The following is a 15,615-nucleotide window of genomic DNA, read 5'->3' as shown; positions in this document are numbered from 1 at the left end:
CCGAGCACCGGGTTCGCCGGGTGGTGGTCAGGTCGGTCGGTACTCCACCTCCGGGCGCCCGGGCGTGCCGTAGCGGGGAACACGGGTCACCCGGCCGACGTCCGCCAGGTGCTCCAGGTAGCGCCGGGCGGTCACCCGGGACATGCCGGTCTGCTCGGCGACCTCGGAGGCGGAGAGCCCCGGCCGGCGGCGCAGCACGTCCAGCACGACGTCGAGGGTCTGCGCGACGAGACCCTTCGGCAGCGTGTCCGGTGCCGTCCCGCGCAGCGTCGCCAGCATCCGGTCCACCTCGTGCTGGGCGGCCACCGCCCCGCCCGCCGAGGTCTGCCGCCGGTACTCGGCGTAGCGCTCCAACTTGTCGCGGAAAGCGGCGAACGTGAACGGTTTCAGCAGATAATGGGTCACCCCGAGGGCCACCGCGGCGCGGACCATCGCCAGATCCCGGGCCGAGGTCACCGCGAGCACGTCCGCGTCGCTGCCCGCGGCCCGCATCGCCCGGCAGACGTCCAGGCCCGGCACGTCCGGCAGGTGCAGATCGAGCAGCACCAGGTCGACGGCGTCCGTACCGGTCCGCCGCAGGACCCGCATCGCCTCCCGAGCGTCGTGCGCCACACCGACCACCCGGAAGCCGGGCACCCGTTCGGTGTACGCGCGGTGCGCCTCCGCGATCAGCTCCTCGTCCTCGACGACGAGCACCCGGATGTCGCTCACACCGGCACCTCGCTGCGCTCGCTCATGTTCGCTGCTCCACGGGGATGGGGAGATGGGCCCGGAACACCGTCCCACCGTCCACGGCCTCCGCCACCTCGTGCCGGCCACCGTGCCGGATCAGCACCTGGCCGACCAGGGCGAGCCCCAGGCCGCGGCCGCTGGCCTTGGTCGACCAGCCCCGGCGGAACGCGTCGGCGACCCGATCGGGTGGCAGCCCGGAGCCGCTGTCGGTCACCTCGACCAGCACCTCGCCCTCCGTCTCGGCCACCCGCACCCGTACCCGGCGAGGCGGTTTCCCCGCGGCGACCGCCTCCAGCGCGTTGTCGACCAGGTTCCCCACCACGGTGAGCAGGTCCCCGGCCGGCAGCGTGCCGACATCGAGTCGGGAGGCCGGGTCGACGGTCAGCTCGACGCCGCGTTCGGCGGCCTGGGCCGACTTGCCGAGCAGCAGGGCGGCCAACGCCGGCTCGGTGATCGCGCCGACGACCTGGTCGGTGAGCTGCTGGGCCAGCGCGAGCTCCTCGGTGGCCAGTCGTACGGCCTCCTCGGTGCGGCCCAGCTCGACCAGGGTGAGCACGGTGTGCAGCCGGTTCGCGGCTTCGTGCGCCTGCGACCGGAGTGCCTCGGTGAGCCCTCGGACGGAGTCCAGCTCGCTGGTGAGGGCCCGCAGCTCGGTGTGGTCGCGCAGGGTCAGCACCGTGCCCATGGTGTGCCCTACGGCGCCGGTCGGCCGGAGGTTGGCCACCAGCGCGCGGTCGGCGGTGAGGATCAGCTCGTCGCGGGCGGTCTGACCGGTCGTGATCAGCTCGGTCAGGGCGGCCGGCAGGTCGACCTCGGTCACCGGCCGGTCCACCAGCGCCGCGTCCGCGGCCAGGCCCAGCAGCCGGCGGCCCTCGTCGTTGATCAGAGCGATCCTCCGGTCCGGCCCGATCACCACCAGGCCCTCACCGACCGAGTGCAGCACCGCGTCGTAGTACTCGTACATCCGGGCCATCTGTGCTGGGCCGAGACCGTGGGTCTGCCGGCGCAGCCGTCGACTGAGCAGCCAGGACCCGGCGGCCGCCAGGGCCAGCGCGGCAACGGTGGCGGCGAGCAGCACCGGTGAGCGGTCGAGCAGTTCCCGGTTGATGGCCTCGGTGGTGATGCCGACCGACACCAGTCCGATGACCCGGCCGTCGGCGGCGCGTACCGGCACCACCGAACGTACCGACTCGCCGAGCGTCCCGGTGTTGACCACGGTGATCGGCCGCCCGGCCAACGCCGGGGCGATCTCGCCGATGAAGGGCCGCCCGATCTGGGCGGGATCGGTGTGCGAGTAACGGGTCCGGTCCGGTGCCATCACCACCACGAAGTCGGTCCGCGTGGCGCGCCGGATCGACTCGGCGTACGGCTGAAGCATGGTCGCCGGGGCGGGGGAGCGCAACGCCTCGGCGACCTCGGGGGAGCGGGCGACCGTCTCGGCGACGGCGAGCACCTCCTTGCGGGCCGCTTCCCGAGCGTCGGCGCGGGCGACCAGGGCGACGCCCGCGGTCGCGGCCGCCACCAGCAACGTCACCACCACCACCTGAAGGGCGAACAGTTGCCCGGCGATGCTCCACTTTCGTCCGGTCATGTCTCCTCGTCGTCGCGGGACCCGGGTTCCCGCCCAACCGGCGGTTCCGGTCGGTGCACGTGCCCGTCGGGGTCGACGGTTCAGGTCGGTGCCGGGTCGGCCGGGCCGGGGCGGTGCGTCCCGGTCGGGTCAGCGGTCCGGGCCGGGTGCCCTCCCGGCTCGGTCGGCGGTCCGGGCCGGCGTCCTCCCGGCTCGGTCAGCGGTCTCGGCCGGGTCGACGGCTCGGGTCGGTGAACAGAATGAACGCAAGGCTGATTCCGGTTGAGACCTGGGCCACAGTCTCAGCCATGCAGACCCCCACCACCAGCACACCGGTCGCGCGATCCCGGCGCGACCGCACACATTTCCTGTACCTCGCGGTGATCGTCGCCGTCCTGGCGGGCATCCTCGTCGGCTTCGTCGCGCCGGACGCAGCGCAGGAGCTCAAACCGCTCGGCACCGGTTTCGTCGCGCTGATCAAGATGATGATCAGCCCGGTCATCTTCTGCACGATCGTGCTCGGTGTCGGCTCCGTACGACAGGCCGCCAAGGTCGGCAAGGTCGGCGGACTGGCGCTGGGCTACTTCCTGGTCATGTCGACCGTCGCGCTGGCCATCGGCCTCGTCGTCGGCAACATCGTCCACCCCGGCTCCGGGCTCCAGCTCAGCAGCGAACTCGCCGAGGCGGGCCAGAAGGCCGCCGGCACCGAGAGCGCGGGCACCGTCGACTTCCTGCTCGGCATCATCCCGACCTCGCTGCTCTCCGCGCTGACCGGTGGCGAGGTGCTCCAGACGCTCCTGGTCGCGCTGCTGGTCGGCTTCGCGGTACAGGGCATGGGCCGCAAGGGTGAGCCGGTGCTGCGGGCCGTCGGCATCGCTCAGCGCCTCGTGTTCAAGGTCCTCACCATGATCATGTGGCTGGCCCCGATCGGCGCGTTCGGCGCGATGGCCGCCGTGGTCGGCGCGACCGGCGTGGACGCGTTGAAGAGCCTCGCGCAGATCATGCTCGGCTTCTACGCCACCTGCCTGATCTTCGTACTGGTGGTGCTCGGGGCCATGCTCTGGCTGGTGGCCCGGGTCTCGATCTTCTCGCTGCTGCGGTACCTCAACCGGGAGTTCCTGCTGATCGTCTCGACCTCGTCGTCGGAGTCGGCGCTCCCGCGGCTCATCGCCAAGATGGAGCACTTCGGGGTCAGCAAGCCGGTCGTCGGCATCACGGTGCCGACCGGGTACTCGTTCAACCTGGACGGCACGGCCATCTACCTGACCATGGCGTCGCTCTTCATCGCCTCCGCGATGGGCGACCCGCTCTCCGTGGGCGAGCAGGTCTCGCTGCTGGTCTTCATGATCATCGCGTCCAAGGGTGCTGCCGGGATCACCGGTGCCGGCCTCGCCACCCTCGCGGGCGGGCTCCAGTCGCACCGGCCGGACCTGGTGGACGGCGTCGGCCTGATCGTGGGCATCGACCGGTTCATGTCCGAGGCGCGGGCGCTCACCAACTTCGCGGGCAACGCGGTGGCCACCGTGCTGATCGGTCGCTGGACCGGCGAGTTCGACCGGGAGCAGGCGCAGGCGGTGCTCTCCGGCGAGCGGCCGTTCGACGAGGCCACCATGCTCGACGAGGACCACGACGACGCGGACCTGGCCGAGCCGGAAACCGCCGCCGCCCCGGACCGGGCCGAGGAGGTCAAGGCCGGAGCGGGCAACCGCTGAGAAGCGCACACCGCCCCCCCCCCGCCGCTCCCGCCGCATACGCACGCACGGCCTGCGGCGGGCACTCATTCACGGAAAGAGTGGCTATCCGGCCCCGGATGGCCACTCTTTCCATGTATTTGTGTGGATCTTGGAGCGAGGGCGGGACCTATCGCAGCGTCAGGGGTGAGGCAGGCTGCGCCAGGCGGGACCGTGGTGCGGTCCGTGACGGGGTCAGGGGCGGGGTGGCCAGGCGTCCAGAACGGTCTGGATGGGGAGTGCGTGCTGGGGGGCGGGGATCGGGGGCGGCACCGGGGTGCGGTCGAAGCGGGGCGCCGGTGCCGGTTGGATCTCCCCGTCCACCTCGACGAAGGTCCCCCGGGCGGCGTTGTGCGGGTGCCGGTGCGCCTCGGTGGGGGCGAGCACCGGGGCCACGCACGCGTCCAGATCGGCGAAGACGTCCGCCCACTCGTCCCGGGTACGGCTGGCGAACCGCTCGGCGAACCGGCGGCGAAGCACGTCCCAGCCGGCCGGGTCGTACTGGGCCGGCAGGTCGGGGTCCTCGGCCAGACCCAGGCCGGTGAGGAGGGCGGCGTAGAACGCCGGCTCCAGCGCGCCGACGGCCATGAAACCGCCGTCGGCGGTGCGGTACGTGTCGTAGAACGGCGCCCCGCCGTCGAGCAGGTTGTGCCCGCGCGGCGCGGACCAGAGGCCGGTGTTGACCATTCCGTGCAGGAACGCCGTGAGCAACGCCGAACCGTCGACCATCGCGGCGTTTACCACCTGCCCGGCACCCGAGCGCTCCCGCTCCAGCAGCGCCGCCAGCACACCGACGGCGAGCAGCATCCCGCCGCCCGCGAAGTCGCCGATCAGGTTCGTGGGCGCGTACGGGCGTTCACCAGCGCGGCCCAATGGCTCCAACGCGCCGGACACCGCGATGTAGTCGATGTCGTGACCCGCCCGGGGTGCCAGCGGGCCGTCCTGTCCCCAGCCGGTCATCCGCGCGTACACCAGCCGGGGGTTGCGGGCGAGGCAGGTCTCCGGGCCGAAGCCCAGCCGCTCCGCCACCCCCGGCCGGTACGCCTCGACCAGCACGTCGGCCCGTTCCAGGAGACGCAGCAGGGCCGCCACCCCGTCGGGTGACTTCAGGTCCAGCACGGTGGCCCGCCGGCCACGCTGCAACGGCCCGTTCGACGGCGCGGCCAGCCGCCCGGAGGCGGGGCCGCCCGGCCGGTCGACCCGGACCACGTCCGCGCCCAGGTCGGCGAGGACCATGCAGCCGAACGGAGCGGGCGCGAGGCTGGCGAGTTCGACCACCCGCACCCCGGCCAGCGGCCCGCCGCTCGTGCCGGTCCCGCCCCGGTGGGCACTCCCGCCGTGCCCACCGGGCCGGCGGCTCGGATCCGGTCCGGCAGCCGACGCCGACGTGTCGTTCCCACCCGGCGCCGAAGCCCGGTGCGGTGCCGGGCCGCCGCCTTCCCCGGTCGGACGATCAGAGGGCACGGGCGATCAGCTCTTTCATGATCTCGTTGGTGCCGCCGTAGATCTTCTGAGCGCGGGCGTCGGCGTACATGCGGGCGATCGGATACTCGGTGGTGTAGCCGTAGCCGCCGAAGAGTTGCAGGCACCGGTCGACGACCTCGCACTGCCCGTCGGTGAGCCAGTACTTCGCCATGGCGGCGGTCGGCACGTCCAGTTCGCCCCGCGCGTGCCGGCTGATGCAGTCGTCGAGGAACACCCGGCTCGCCCGCGTCCGGGTCGCGCACTCGGCGAGCACCATCCGCGTGTTCTGGTGCCCGAGCAGCGGCTTGCCGAACGCGGTCCGCTCCTTGGCGTACGCCACGGTCAGCTCGACGGCCCGCTCCATGGCGGCGACCGCGCCCACCCCGATCACCAGCCGTTCCTGCGGCAGCTGCCGCATGAGCTGGACGAAGCCGAGCCCCTCGGCGTCGCCCAGCAGGTTGGCCGCCGGCACGCGCAGCCCGTCGAAGAACAGTTCGGCGGTGTCGTTCGCCGTCAACCCGATCTTGGAAAGCAGCCGGCCGCGGCGGAATCCCTCCGGATCGCCGCCGACCTCGCAGACCAGCAGCGAGATACCGGCTGCTCGCTGCTCGGGATCGGTCTTGGCGGCCACGATGACCAGGTCGGCGAGTCCACCGTTGCTGATGAACGTCTTCGCCCCGGTGACCAGGTAGTCGTCGCCGTCGCGTACCGCCCGGGTGCGCAGCGCCTGCAGGTCCGAGCCGCCGTCGGGCTCGGTCATCGCGATGGCCCCGACCAGTTCGCCGCTGCACAGGCCGGGCAGCCAGCGCCGCTTCTGCTCCTCGCTGCCGTACGCCACCAGGTATCCGGTGACGATTCCGCTGTGCACGGCGAGGCCGAGGCTGGCCTCACCGGCGTACGTCTGCTCCTGGAGCAGCACCGCCTCGTGGGTGAAGTCGCCGCCCCCGCCGCCGTACCGCTCGGGAACGGAGAGGCCGAGCAGGCCCAGCTCGCCCGCGCGGCGGTAGTGCGCCCGGTCCGGGTGCCCCTGCGCGAGCAGCCGGTCGGTGTGCGGCAGCACCTCCCGGGTGAAGAAGGCGCGGGCCAGGTCGGCGAGGTCGTCGTGCTCCGGTTTGCGCCACGGTGAGGGGTGGGGCGTCGGCATGGCCCCACCCTCGTGCCCGGTCGGCAACGTGTCAACAAGCTTCGATCGGCCCCTCGGGCTTCGGCGGTGCCTGCACCCGACAGCGCCGACGCCTGCCCGGTCCGCGGCCGACGGCCGGGACGGCCGGCCGTGTGGGCCGGTTCACCCCGGAAAGGGGGCGTGTGAAAAGGGCGTCAAAAAGCTGGAGGCCGCCGTCATGGTCCCGTTATAGGCCCTGTCGCCTGGCTGACCCTGGGGCTTTGATTGCCCGGCGCGACCGGGAGGCGGTCGCGACGAACCTTATCCGTACGAGGAGTCAGCGTGTCTGACGTGGTGTTCGTGGTCCTGACGGTGGCGCTCTTCGCGGCGCTCGCCCTGGTGGTCCGGGCGGTGGAGAAGCTGTGAGCGCCGTCAATGCCGTCGGCCTGGTGCTCGCGATCGGCCTGGGAATCTTCCTGGTGGTCGCCCTGCTGTTCCCGGAGCGCTTCTGATGACCATGACAACAGCCGGCGTCATCTTCGTCCTGTCGCTGGTGGTGGCGCTGGTCGCCGTCTACAAGCCGTTCGGCGACTACATGTACCGGGTGGTCTCCGGTACTCGGCAGTCCCGCGTCGAGCGCGGGATCTACCGACTGGTCGGGGTCAACCCGGCCGCCGAGCAGAGCTGGGGCGTCTACGCCCGTAGCGTGCTGGCCTTCTCGGTCGCGTCGCTCCTGTTCCTCTACCTGCTCCAGCGGGTGCAGGACAAGCTCTGGCTGTCGCTGGGCTTCCCCGCGGTGGTGCCGCACGGCGCCTGGAACACCGCGGTGTCGTTCGTGACAAACACGAACTGGCAGTCGTACTCGGGTGAGTCGACCATGGGCCACCTCGTGCAGATGGCCGGCCTCGCGGTGCAGAACTTCGTCTCCGCATCGGTCGGCATCGCGGTCGCGATCGCCCTGGTCCGTGGCTTCGCTCGGCACCGGACGGAGCATCTGGGCAACTTCTGGGTCGACCTGACCCGGATCACCCTGCGCATCCTGCTGCCGATCGCGGTGCTCGGCGCGTTCGCGTTGATGCTCGGCGGGGTGGTGCAGAACCTGTCCGGCGGCACCGACGTCACCACGTTGACCGGCGGCACCCAGACGATCACCGGCGGGCCGGTGGCCAGCCAAGAGGTGATCAAGGAGTTGGGCACGAACGGTGGCGGCTTCTACAACGCCAACAGCGCCCACCCGTTCGAGAACCCGACCTCCTGGACCAACTGGATCGAGATCTTCCTGATCCTGCTGATCCCGTTCAGCCTGCCCCGGGTCTTCGGCCGGATGGTCGGCCAGAACCGCCAGGGGTACGCCATCGCGGCCGTGATGGCGATCCTGGCGCTCGCGAGCGTCACCCTGACCAACGTCTTCGAGTTGGCCGGGCACGGCACCGTGCCGCAGGCGGTCGGCGCGGCGCTGGAGGGCAAGGAACTGCGGTTCGACGTGTCGAACTCGGCGACCTTCGCGGCGGCGACGACGCTGACCTCGACCGGCGCGGTCGACTCGTTCCACGACTCGTTCACGCCGCTCGGCGGCATGATGCCGCTGCTCAACATGATGCTCGGCGAGGTCGCCCCCGGTGGCGTCGGATCCGGCCTCTACGGCCTGCTGATCCTCGCCGTGATCACGGTCTTCGTGGCCGGGCTGATGGTCGGCCGGACACCGGAGTACCTGGGCAAGAAGATCGGTGCCCGGGAGATCAAGTTCGCCTCGATGTACTTCCTGATCATGCCGGCGCTGGTGCTGATCGGCACGGCCGCGGCCTTCGCCACCGGCAACAACGCGACCGCGCTGAACGTCGGCCCGCACGGGCTCTCCGAGGTGCTGTACGCCTTCACCTCGGCGAGCAACAACAACGGGTCCGCGTTCGGCGGCATCACCGTGAACACCACCTGGTGGGACACCGCGCTCGGCCTCTGCATGTTGCTCGGCCGGTTCCTGCCGATCATCTTCGTGCTCGCCCTGGCCGGGTCGCTGGCGCGCCAGCAGCCCGTCCCCGCGTCCGAGGGCACCCTGCCGACCCACCGGCCGCTCTTCGTCGGGATGGTCGTCGGCGTCACGGTGGTCCTCGTTGCACTGACCTTCCTGCCCGCCCTCGCGCTCGGCCCGTTGGCCGAGGGGCTCTGATCCCCATGAGGAACGAGAACATGTCCGTCACGTCGGTGACATCCGGGGCCGGCGAGGAGCCGACCGCGGGTACGCCCGCCACCCAGGGCAACCGGGTCGGTGGGGGCCTGCTCGACCCGAAGCAGTTGCTCCGGTCCCTGCCGGACGCGCTGCGCAAGCTCGACCCGCGCACGCTGTGGCGCAACCCGGTGATGCTGATCGTCGAGATCGGCGCCGCGTTCACGACGGTGCTCGCGATCGTCGACCCGTCCGTGTTCGCCTGGGCCATCACGGTCTGGCTCTGGCTGACCGTGGTCTTCGCCAACCTCGCCGAGGCCGTGGCGGAGGGCCGGGGCAAGGCGCAGGCGGCCACGCTGCGCCAGGCGAAGCGGGACACCATCGCCACCCGTCTGATCGGCTGGACGCCCGGCGCTCCCGCGAACCGGTACCGGGACGAGGCGGTGCCCGCTCCCGAACTGAAGCAGGGCGACATCGTCCTGGTGGAGGCGGGCGGCATCATCCCCGGCGACGGTGACGTGGTCGAGGGCATCGCCAGCATCGACGAGTCGGCCATCACCGGAGAGTCCGCGCCCGTGATCCGGGAGTCCGGCGGCGACCGGAGCGCGGTCACCGGCGGCACGAAGGTGCTCTCCGACCGGATCGTCGTCAGGATCACCCAGAAGCCGGGGGAGAGCTTCATCGACCGGATGATCGCTCTCGTCGAGGGTGCCAACCGGCAGAAGACGCCGAACGAGATCGCGCTGAACATCCTGCTCGCCGCGCTCACGATCATCTTCCTGCTCGCGGTGGTCACCCTCCAGCCGCTGGCGATCTTCTCGAAGGCGTTCCAGGCGGCCGCGCCGGACACCGGCGCGGTCACCGGTACCGGCATCACCGGGGTGGTGCTCGTCTCCCTGCTCGTCTGCCTGATCCCGACCACCATCGGCGCGCTGCTCTCGGCGATCGGCATCGCCGGCATGGACCGCCTGGTCCAGCGCAACGTGCTCGCGGTGAGCGGTCGCGCGGTCGAGGCGGCGGGTGACGTGAACACCCTGCTGCTCGACAAGACCGGCACGATCACCCTCGGCAACCGGCAGGCCGCCGAGTTCCTGTCGGTCGAGGGGGTCGAGGCGGCCGAGGTCGCCGACGCCGCGCAGCTCTCCAGCCTGGCCGACGAGACCCCCGAGGGGCGCTCGGTGGTGGTGCTCGCGAAGAACGAGTTCGGGCTGCGCGAGCGGGAGCCGGGCGTCATGCCGCACGCCACCTTCGTGCCGTTCACCGCGCAGACCCGGATGAGCGGTGTCGACCTCGGCGCGGAGAGCGTCGACGGCGGCGTCCGCCGGATCCGAAAGGGCGCCGCGGCGGCGGTCATGAAGTGGGTACGGGACAACGGCGGCCACCCGACCGGCGAGGTCGGCGAGCTGGTCGACGCGATCAGCGGCACCGGTGGGACCCCGCTGGTCGTCGCCGAACACGTCGATGGTCACCCGGCCCGCGCGCTCGGCGTCATCCACCTCAAGGATGTGGTCAAGTCCGGCATGCGCGAGCGGTTCGACGAGATGCGCCGGATGGGCATCCGGACCGTCATGATCACCGGCGACAACCCGCGGACCGCGAAGGCGATCGCGGACGAGGCGGGGGTGGACGACTTCCTCGCCGAGGCCACCCCGGAGGACAAGCTCGCCCTCATCAAGAAGGAGCAGGAGGGCGGTCGCCTGGTCGCGATGACGGGTGACGGCACCAACGACGCGCCCGCGCTCGCCCAGGCGGACGTCGGCGTGGCCATGAACACCGGCACGTCGGCCGCCAAGGAGGCCGGCAACATGGTCGACCTCGACTCCGACCCGACGAAACTCATCGAGATCGTCGAGATCGGCAAGCAGTTGCTCATCACCCGGGGCGCGTTGACCACGTTCTCCATCGCCAATGACGTGGCGAAGTACTTCGCCATCATCCCGGCCATGTTCGCCGGCCTCTACCCGAGCCTGGACGCGCTGAACATCATGCGGCTGGCCAGCCCGGAGTCGGCGATCCTCTCCGCCGTCGTCTTCAACGCGATCATCATCGTCGTGCTGATCCCGCTCGCCCTGCGCGGCGTGCGGTACCGGCCGGCGAGCGCGTCGAAGCTGCTCAGCCGCAACCTTGCGCTCTACGGGCTGGGCGGACTCATCGTGCCGTTCCTCGGCATCAAGCTCATCGACCTGCTCATCCAGTTCATCCCAGGGATCTCGTGATGCGCCTCCCAAGCTGGATCGCCCAGCACCTAGCCGCTCTGCGGGCCGTGCTCGTCTTCACCGTCCTGCTCGGCCTGATCTACCCGCTCGCGATGGTCGCCGTAGGCCGGATCCCCGGCCTCGACGGCAAGGCGGACGGTTCCCTGATCACCGCCGAGGGACGCACGGTCGGCAGCAGCCTCATCGGCCAGTCCTTCACCGACCCGGACGGCAACCCGGTCGCCCGCTACTTCCAGAGCCGGCCGTCGGCGGCCGGCGACGGCTACGACCCCACCGCGACCTCGGCCAGCAACCTCGGCCCGGAGAGCGTGGTGGACACCATCGCCACCGACCCCGAGGAGTCCTCGCAGAGCCTGCTCACCCAGGTCTGTGCACGCAGCAAGGCGGTCGGCGAGCTCAACGGGGTGGACGGCAGCCGTCCGTTCTGCACTCCGGACGGGGTAGGTGCGGTGCTGGCGGTGTTCCGCGCCGACGGGCTCACCGGCCAGGTGACCCGGGTGGTGAGTGTCAACCAGGCAGCCCCGGCCACCCCGTTCCTCGCCAGCTACCAGGGGGTGCCGGTCGAACTGGCCCAGCCGGGCCAGGACTACGTCGCCGAGGGCGGCATCGTCACCCCGATCCGGGGCGACGCACCCGCCGACCCGGCGGTGCCGGCCGACGCGGTCACCGCCAGCGGCAGCGGCCTCGACCCGAACATCAGCCCGGCGTACGCCGAGCTGCAGGTGAACCGGGTCGCGCGCGAGCGCGGCGCGGACCCGGCGGCGGTCCGCCGCCTGGTCGAGGCGCACACCACCGGTCGGGCGCTCGGCTTCATGGGGGAGCCCGTGGTCAACGTGCTGGAACTCAACCTGGCTCTCGACCAGGAGTTCCCCGTCCGCTGATCTGCCCAGTACGCGGGGCGAGGCCACGAACGTGGTCTCGCCCCGCGCCGTGACCGCGCTTCCGAGGGTGCGGGAGAGGATGGTTCCGTGTCACGAGGAGAGCTGCGCATCTACCTTGGTGCCGCCCCCGGCGTCGGCAAGACGTACGCGATGCTGGAGGAGGCGCACCGGCGGGCCGAGCGCGGCACCGACGTGGTGATCGGGCTCGTCGAGACGCACGGCCGGAAGCACACCGCGGGCATGATCGGGGGCCTGGAGCAGGTGCCCCGCCGTACCGTCGACTACCGCGGCGCCGAGTTCACCGAGATGGACGTCGACGCGGTGCTGGCCCGCCGGCCCGAGGTCGCCGTGGTCGACGAGTTGGCGCACACGAACGTGCCCGGTTCCCGCAACGGCAAACGCTGGCAGGACGTCCAGGAGTTGCTCGACGCGGGCATCGACGTGCTCACCACGGTCAACGTCCAGCACCTCGAGTCGGTGAACGACGTGGTCGCGCAGATCACCGGCACGGTGCAGCGGGAGACGGTGCCGGACGAGATCGTCCGCGGCGCCGAGCAGGTCGAGCTGATCGACATGACCCCGGAGGCGCTGCGCCGGCGGATGGCGCACGGCAACATCTACCGTCCCGACAAGATCGACGCGGCGCTGGGCAACTACTTCCGGGTCGGCAACCTCACCGCGCTGCGCGAGCTGGCGCTGCTCTGGCTGGCCGACAAGGTCGACGAGCAGCTCGGCCGGTACCGCGACCAGCAGGGCATCGCCGAGACGTGGGAGGCGCGTGAGCGCGTGGTGGTCGCGCTGACCGGTGGGCCCGAGGGCGAAACGCTGATCCGCCGCGCCGCGCGGGTCGCCGCCCGCAGCAAGGGCTCCGACCTGCTCGCCGTGCACGTGGCCCGCAGCGACGGGCTGGTCGGCGCGGATCCGGCGCAGCTGGCCCGGCAGCGGGTGCTGGTGGAGAGCCTCGGGGGCACCTACCACCAGGTGCTCGGCGCCGACGTGTCGGCGGCCCTGCTCGACTTCGCCCGGGGCGTCAACGCCACGCAGCTGGTGCTCGGTGCCAGCCGCCGTGGTCGCTTCGCCCAACTGTTCGCCCGGGGCGTCGGCGTGACCACCATCGCCCACTCCGGCGCCATCGACGTGCACCTGGTCACCCACACCGAGGCGGGTCGTGGACGCCGCGCCGCCGGGGTGCCGGCGGCGCTGTCCCGGCGCCGCCGGCTGCTCGGGTTCGCTCTCGCCGCGCTCGGCGTGCCGCTGCTGACGCTCTTGCTCACCGTCCTGCCCGACCTCACCCTGGCCAGCGACATCCTGCTATTCCTCGCCGGGGTGGTCGCGGTGGCACTGGTCGGTGGGCTCTGGCCGGCGCTGGTCGCCGCGCTCGGCGGCTCTCTGATTCTCAACTGGTTCTTCACGCCGCCCTTCCACACGTTGACCATCAACGAGCCGGACAACCTGCTCGCGCTGGCCGTGTTCGTCGGAGTGGCGGTCGCGGTCAGCTGGATCGTGGACGTGGCCGCCCGACGTACCCGGGAGGCAGCTCGGGCCGCAGCCGACGCGCAGACCCTCGCCGCGGTGGCCGGCGGGGTGTTGCGCGGCGGACGGCCGCTGATGGCGCTGCTCGACCAGCTACGCGAGACCTTCGGGCTGCGCGCGGTCAGCGTGCTGGAACTCGCCGAGGAGGCGACCGGCCGGCCGGCCCGGGCGCGGGAGGAGCGGGCCTGGTGCGTGGTGGCGAGCGTCGGTGAACACCCCGCCACCACACCCGATCGGGGCGAGACCGTGGTGCCGGTCGACGAACGGATCAGCGTGGTGCTCTGCGGCGCCCGGCTGGAGGCCGCCGACCGCCGCCTGGTCGAGGCCTTCGCCGCCCAGGCGGCCGTCGCGCTCCGGCAGGAGCGGTTGGCTGAGGAGGCCGCCACCGCGCGGCCGCTCGCCGAGGCCGACCGGATGCGAACCGCGCTGCTCGCCGCGGTCAGCCACGACCTGCGTACGCCGCTCGCCTCGGCCAAGGCGGCGGTGACCAGCCTGCGCAGTCCCGACGTCGACTTCGACGAGGACGACCGGGCGGAGCTGCTGGCCACCGCCGAGGAGTCGCTGGACCGGCTGGCCCGGCTCGTCGCCAACCTGCTCGACATGAGCCGGCTGCAGGCCGGCGCGCTCGGCGTCCTACCGGCCGAGATCGGTCTGGAGGACGTGGTGCCGCGCGCCCTCGACGAGTTGGGGCCACCGGCCGCGGGCGTCGACACCGACATTCCGGCGGACCTGCCGGCCGTCACCGCCGATCCCGGTCTGCTGGAACGGGTGCTCGTCAACGTGATCGCCAACGCCCTGCGGTACAGCCCGCCCGGCCAGCCGCCGCAGGTCACCGCGAGCGCCCACGCGGGCCAGGTCGAACTCCGGGTCATCGACACCGGCCCCGGCATTCCCGAGGACCAGTGGGAGCACGTGTTCCTACCGTTCCAACGCCTCGGTGACCGGGACAACCAGACCGGGGTGGGGCTCGGGCTGGCGCTCTCCCGGGGGCTGGCGGAGGCGATGGGTGGCAGTCTCACCCCGGAGACCACCCCGGGTGGTGGACTGACCATGGTGCTGCGGCTGCCCGCCGCCAGCCAGGGCATGGCGGAGGGACCACAGGAATGACCCGGATCCTGGTCGTGGACGACGAGCCACAGATCCTCCGCGCCCTGCGGATCAACCTGCGCGCCCGCCAGTACGACGTCGAGGTCGCCGACACCGGCGCCGCCGCGCTCAAGGCCGCCGCCGGCCACCCACCCGACCTGGTCGTCCTCGACCTCGGCCTGCCGGACCTGGACGGCGTCGAGGTGATCCGTGGCCTGCGCGGCTGGACGAGTGTGCCGATCATCGTGCTCTCCGGCCGGGCCGGCAGCGAGGACAAGGTGGAGGCGCTGGACGCGGGCGCCGACGACTACATCACCAAGCCGTTCGGGGTCGAGGAGCTGCTCGCCCGCATCCGGGCGGTGACCCGGCGGCTCAGCCCCGCCACCGAGACGGGCGCCACCCTGCGGGTGGGGCGCAACACCGTCGACCTCGCCGACCGTACGGTCACCCGCGACGACGGCATGGAGATCAAACTGACCCCGATCCAGTGGTCCGTGCTGGAGAAGCTGCTGCGGCACCCCGGCAAGCTGGTCAGCCAGCGGCAGCTACTGCACGAGGTGTGGGGGCCGGGGTATGAGAACGAGAGCAACTATCTGCGGCAGTACCTGGCGCAGCTGCGCCGCAAACTGGAGGACGACCCGGCCCGGCCCCGGCACCTGATCACCGAGCCCGGCATGGGCTACCGCTACCGCCCCTGACCCAGCGGGCCCTCCTGGTCACGCCGGGTCCTCGGGGTGTCCGTCCCGCCCGGAAACCCCGAACATCCGGGGACCCGAGTCGGTCGCGTCACTTCTGTCGCGATGCGGCCAGTGCGGCGGTGCGCTGCTGCGGAACGGGTGCACCGTTAGTCTCCGGGCGTACCGGTGGCGCCACCAGGAGCGGGTCGACCTGGATGCGGTCGATGCCGAGCGGCCTCAGCATGGACCGCAGGGCCGACTCGCAGAGCCGGATCCACGGCTGGTCCGCGCCCATCGCGCGGGCGAGCCGTTCCGGCTCGGTGAACGCGAGACCGACCCGCTCCCCCTGGGGTAGCCGGCCGGTCCGTACGGTGAGCGCCTGTCGTACCGGTGTGGTGCGTACCGGGACGACGTAGGTATCCGGAAGCTCATCCATGGTGGCGCCTCTCGCCTGTACGAC

General features: G+C 71.9%; 12 protein-coding genes. 7 read left to right on the top strand and 5 right to left on the bottom strand.

Features of this window, described 5'->3' with window-relative positions:
* Positions 1-27 precede the first annotated feature (27 nt).
* Together AB0F98_RS25005 and AB0F98_RS25000 are read right to left on the bottom strand one after the other, a co-directional pair.
* A complete protein-coding gene (locus AB0F98_RS25005; protein WP_357739645.1) occupies positions 28-711 on the bottom strand; it encodes a response regulator in 684 nt (227 codons plus the stop codon).
* 22 nt (positions 712-733) lie between these two features.
* The gene (locus AB0F98_RS25000) at positions 734-2,323 is read right to left on the bottom strand and encodes a sensor histidine kinase (protein ID WP_357739643.1); all 1,590 of its coding nucleotides are present in this window, start codon (positions 2,321-2,323) and stop codon (positions 734-736) included.
* Between the two features lie 287 nt (positions 2,324-2,610).
* Between AB0F98_RS25000 and AB0F98_RS24995 the strand changes: the two genes are divergently transcribed.
* Positions 2,611-4,014 carry a cation:dicarboxylase symporter family transporter gene (locus AB0F98_RS24995; RefSeq protein ID WP_357739640.1) on the top strand — a complete coding sequence of 468 codons (1,404 nt, stop codon included), beginning with the start codon at positions 2,611-2,613 and terminating at the stop codon, positions 4,012-4,014.
* A 213-nt stretch (positions 4,015-4,227) separates the two neighbouring features.
* On the opposite strand, the gene AB0F98_RS24990 is transcribed toward AB0F98_RS24995, so the two are convergent.
* The gene (locus AB0F98_RS24990; RefSeq protein ID WP_357739791.1) at positions 4,228-5,316 is read right to left on the bottom strand and encodes a CaiB/BaiF CoA-transferase family protein; all 1,089 of its coding nucleotides are present in this window, start codon (positions 5,314-5,316) and stop codon (positions 4,228-4,230) included.
* A 169-nt stretch (positions 5,317-5,485) separates the two neighbouring features.
* Positions 5,486-6,640 (bottom strand): acyl-CoA dehydrogenase family protein, encoded by a 1,155-nt coding sequence (locus AB0F98_RS24985; protein ID WP_357739637.1) that lies wholly within the window; start codon positions 6,638-6,640, stop codon positions 5,486-5,488.
* A 380-nt stretch (positions 6,641-7,020) separates the two neighbouring features.
* Here AB0F98_RS24985 and kdpF point away from each other — a divergent pair, with 380 nt between their 5' ends.
* The 6 genes from kdpF to AB0F98_RS24955 all read left to right on the top strand — a co-directional run bounded on the left by kdpF (position 7,021) and on the right by AB0F98_RS24955 (position 15,176).
* Complete coding sequence (kdpF, locus tag AB0F98_RS24980) at positions 7,021-7,110, top strand: K(+)-transporting ATPase subunit F (protein ID WP_091592907.1); 90 nt, start codon at positions 7,021-7,023, stop codon at positions 7,108-7,110.
* A complete protein-coding gene (gene kdpA / locus AB0F98_RS24975) occupies positions 7,110-8,765 on the top strand; it encodes a potassium-transporting ATPase subunit KdpA (protein WP_357739633.1) in 1,656 nt (551 codons plus the stop codon). Before kdpF ends, kdpA begins: the two co-directional genes overlap by 1 nt.
* Before the next feature lie 20 nt (positions 8,766-8,785).
* The gene (gene kdpB / locus AB0F98_RS24970) at positions 8,786-10,978 is read left to right on the top strand and encodes a potassium-transporting ATPase subunit KdpB (protein ID WP_357739631.1); all 2,193 of its coding nucleotides are present in this window, start codon (positions 8,786-8,788) and stop codon (positions 10,976-10,978) included.
* On the top strand, positions 10,978-11,859 hold the full coding sequence (locus tag AB0F98_RS24965; RefSeq protein ID WP_357739628.1) for a potassium-transporting ATPase subunit C: 882 nt from the start codon (positions 10,978-10,980) through the stop codon (positions 11,857-11,859). Before kdpB ends, AB0F98_RS24965 begins: the two co-directional genes overlap by 1 nt.
* Before the next feature lie 87 nt (positions 11,860-11,946).
* Positions 11,947-14,499 (top strand): DUF4118 domain-containing protein, encoded by a 2,553-nt coding sequence (locus AB0F98_RS24960; RefSeq protein WP_357739625.1) that lies wholly within the window; start codon positions 11,947-11,949, stop codon positions 14,497-14,499.
* Entirely contained in the window at positions 14,496-15,176 is a 681-nt protein-coding gene (locus AB0F98_RS24955) for a response regulator (protein ID WP_357739621.1), read from the top strand. Before AB0F98_RS24960 ends, AB0F98_RS24955 begins: the two co-directional genes overlap by 4 nt.
* A gap of 88 nt (positions 15,177-15,264) precedes the next feature.
* Here AB0F98_RS24955 and AB0F98_RS24950 read toward each other — a convergent pair whose 3' ends face one another.
* Complete coding sequence (locus AB0F98_RS24950) at positions 15,265-15,591, bottom strand: SAV_915 family protein (RefSeq protein WP_357739618.1); 327 nt, start codon at positions 15,589-15,591, stop codon at positions 15,265-15,267.
* Positions 15,592-15,615 lie beyond the last annotated feature (24 nt).

Source organism: Micromonospora sp. NPDC023737 (genome assembly GCF_040639715.1).
GTDB lineage: Bacteria > Actinomycetota > Actinomycetes > Mycobacteriales > Micromonosporaceae > Micromonospora.
Note: the sequence above shows the minus strand (reverse complement) of the source record. Positions and strands in the feature narration are given on the sequence as shown.

Coding starts and splice junctions, on each gene's coding strand:
- AB0F98_RS24995 (WP_357739640.1), top strand. CDS start 2,611: ATGCAGACCCCCACCACCAGCACACCGGTCGCGCGATCCCGGCGCGAC.
- AB0F98_RS24965 (WP_357739628.1), top strand. CDS start 10,978: ATGCGCCTCCCAAGCTGGATCGCCCAGCACCTAGCCGCTCTGCGGGCC.
- kdpA (WP_357739633.1), top strand. CDS start 7,110: ATGACCATGACAACAGCCGGCGTCATCTTCGTCCTGTCGCTGGTGGTG.
- AB0F98_RS24955 (WP_357739621.1), top strand. CDS start 14,496: ATGACCCGGATCCTGGTCGTGGACGACGAGCCACAGATCCTCCGCGCC.
- kdpB (WP_357739631.1), top strand. CDS start 8,786: ATGTCCGTCACGTCGGTGACATCCGGGGCCGGCGAGGAGCCGACCGCG.
- AB0F98_RS25000 (WP_357739643.1), bottom strand. CDS start 2,323: ATGACCGGACGAAAGTGGAGCATCGCCGGGCAACTGTTCGCCCTTCAG.
- AB0F98_RS24950 (WP_357739618.1), bottom strand. CDS start 15,591: ATGGATGAGCTTCCGGATACCTACGTCGTCCCGGTACGCACCACACCG.
- AB0F98_RS24985 (WP_357739637.1), bottom strand. CDS start 6,640: ATGCCGACGCCCCACCCCTCACCGTGGCGCAAACCGGAGCACGACGAC.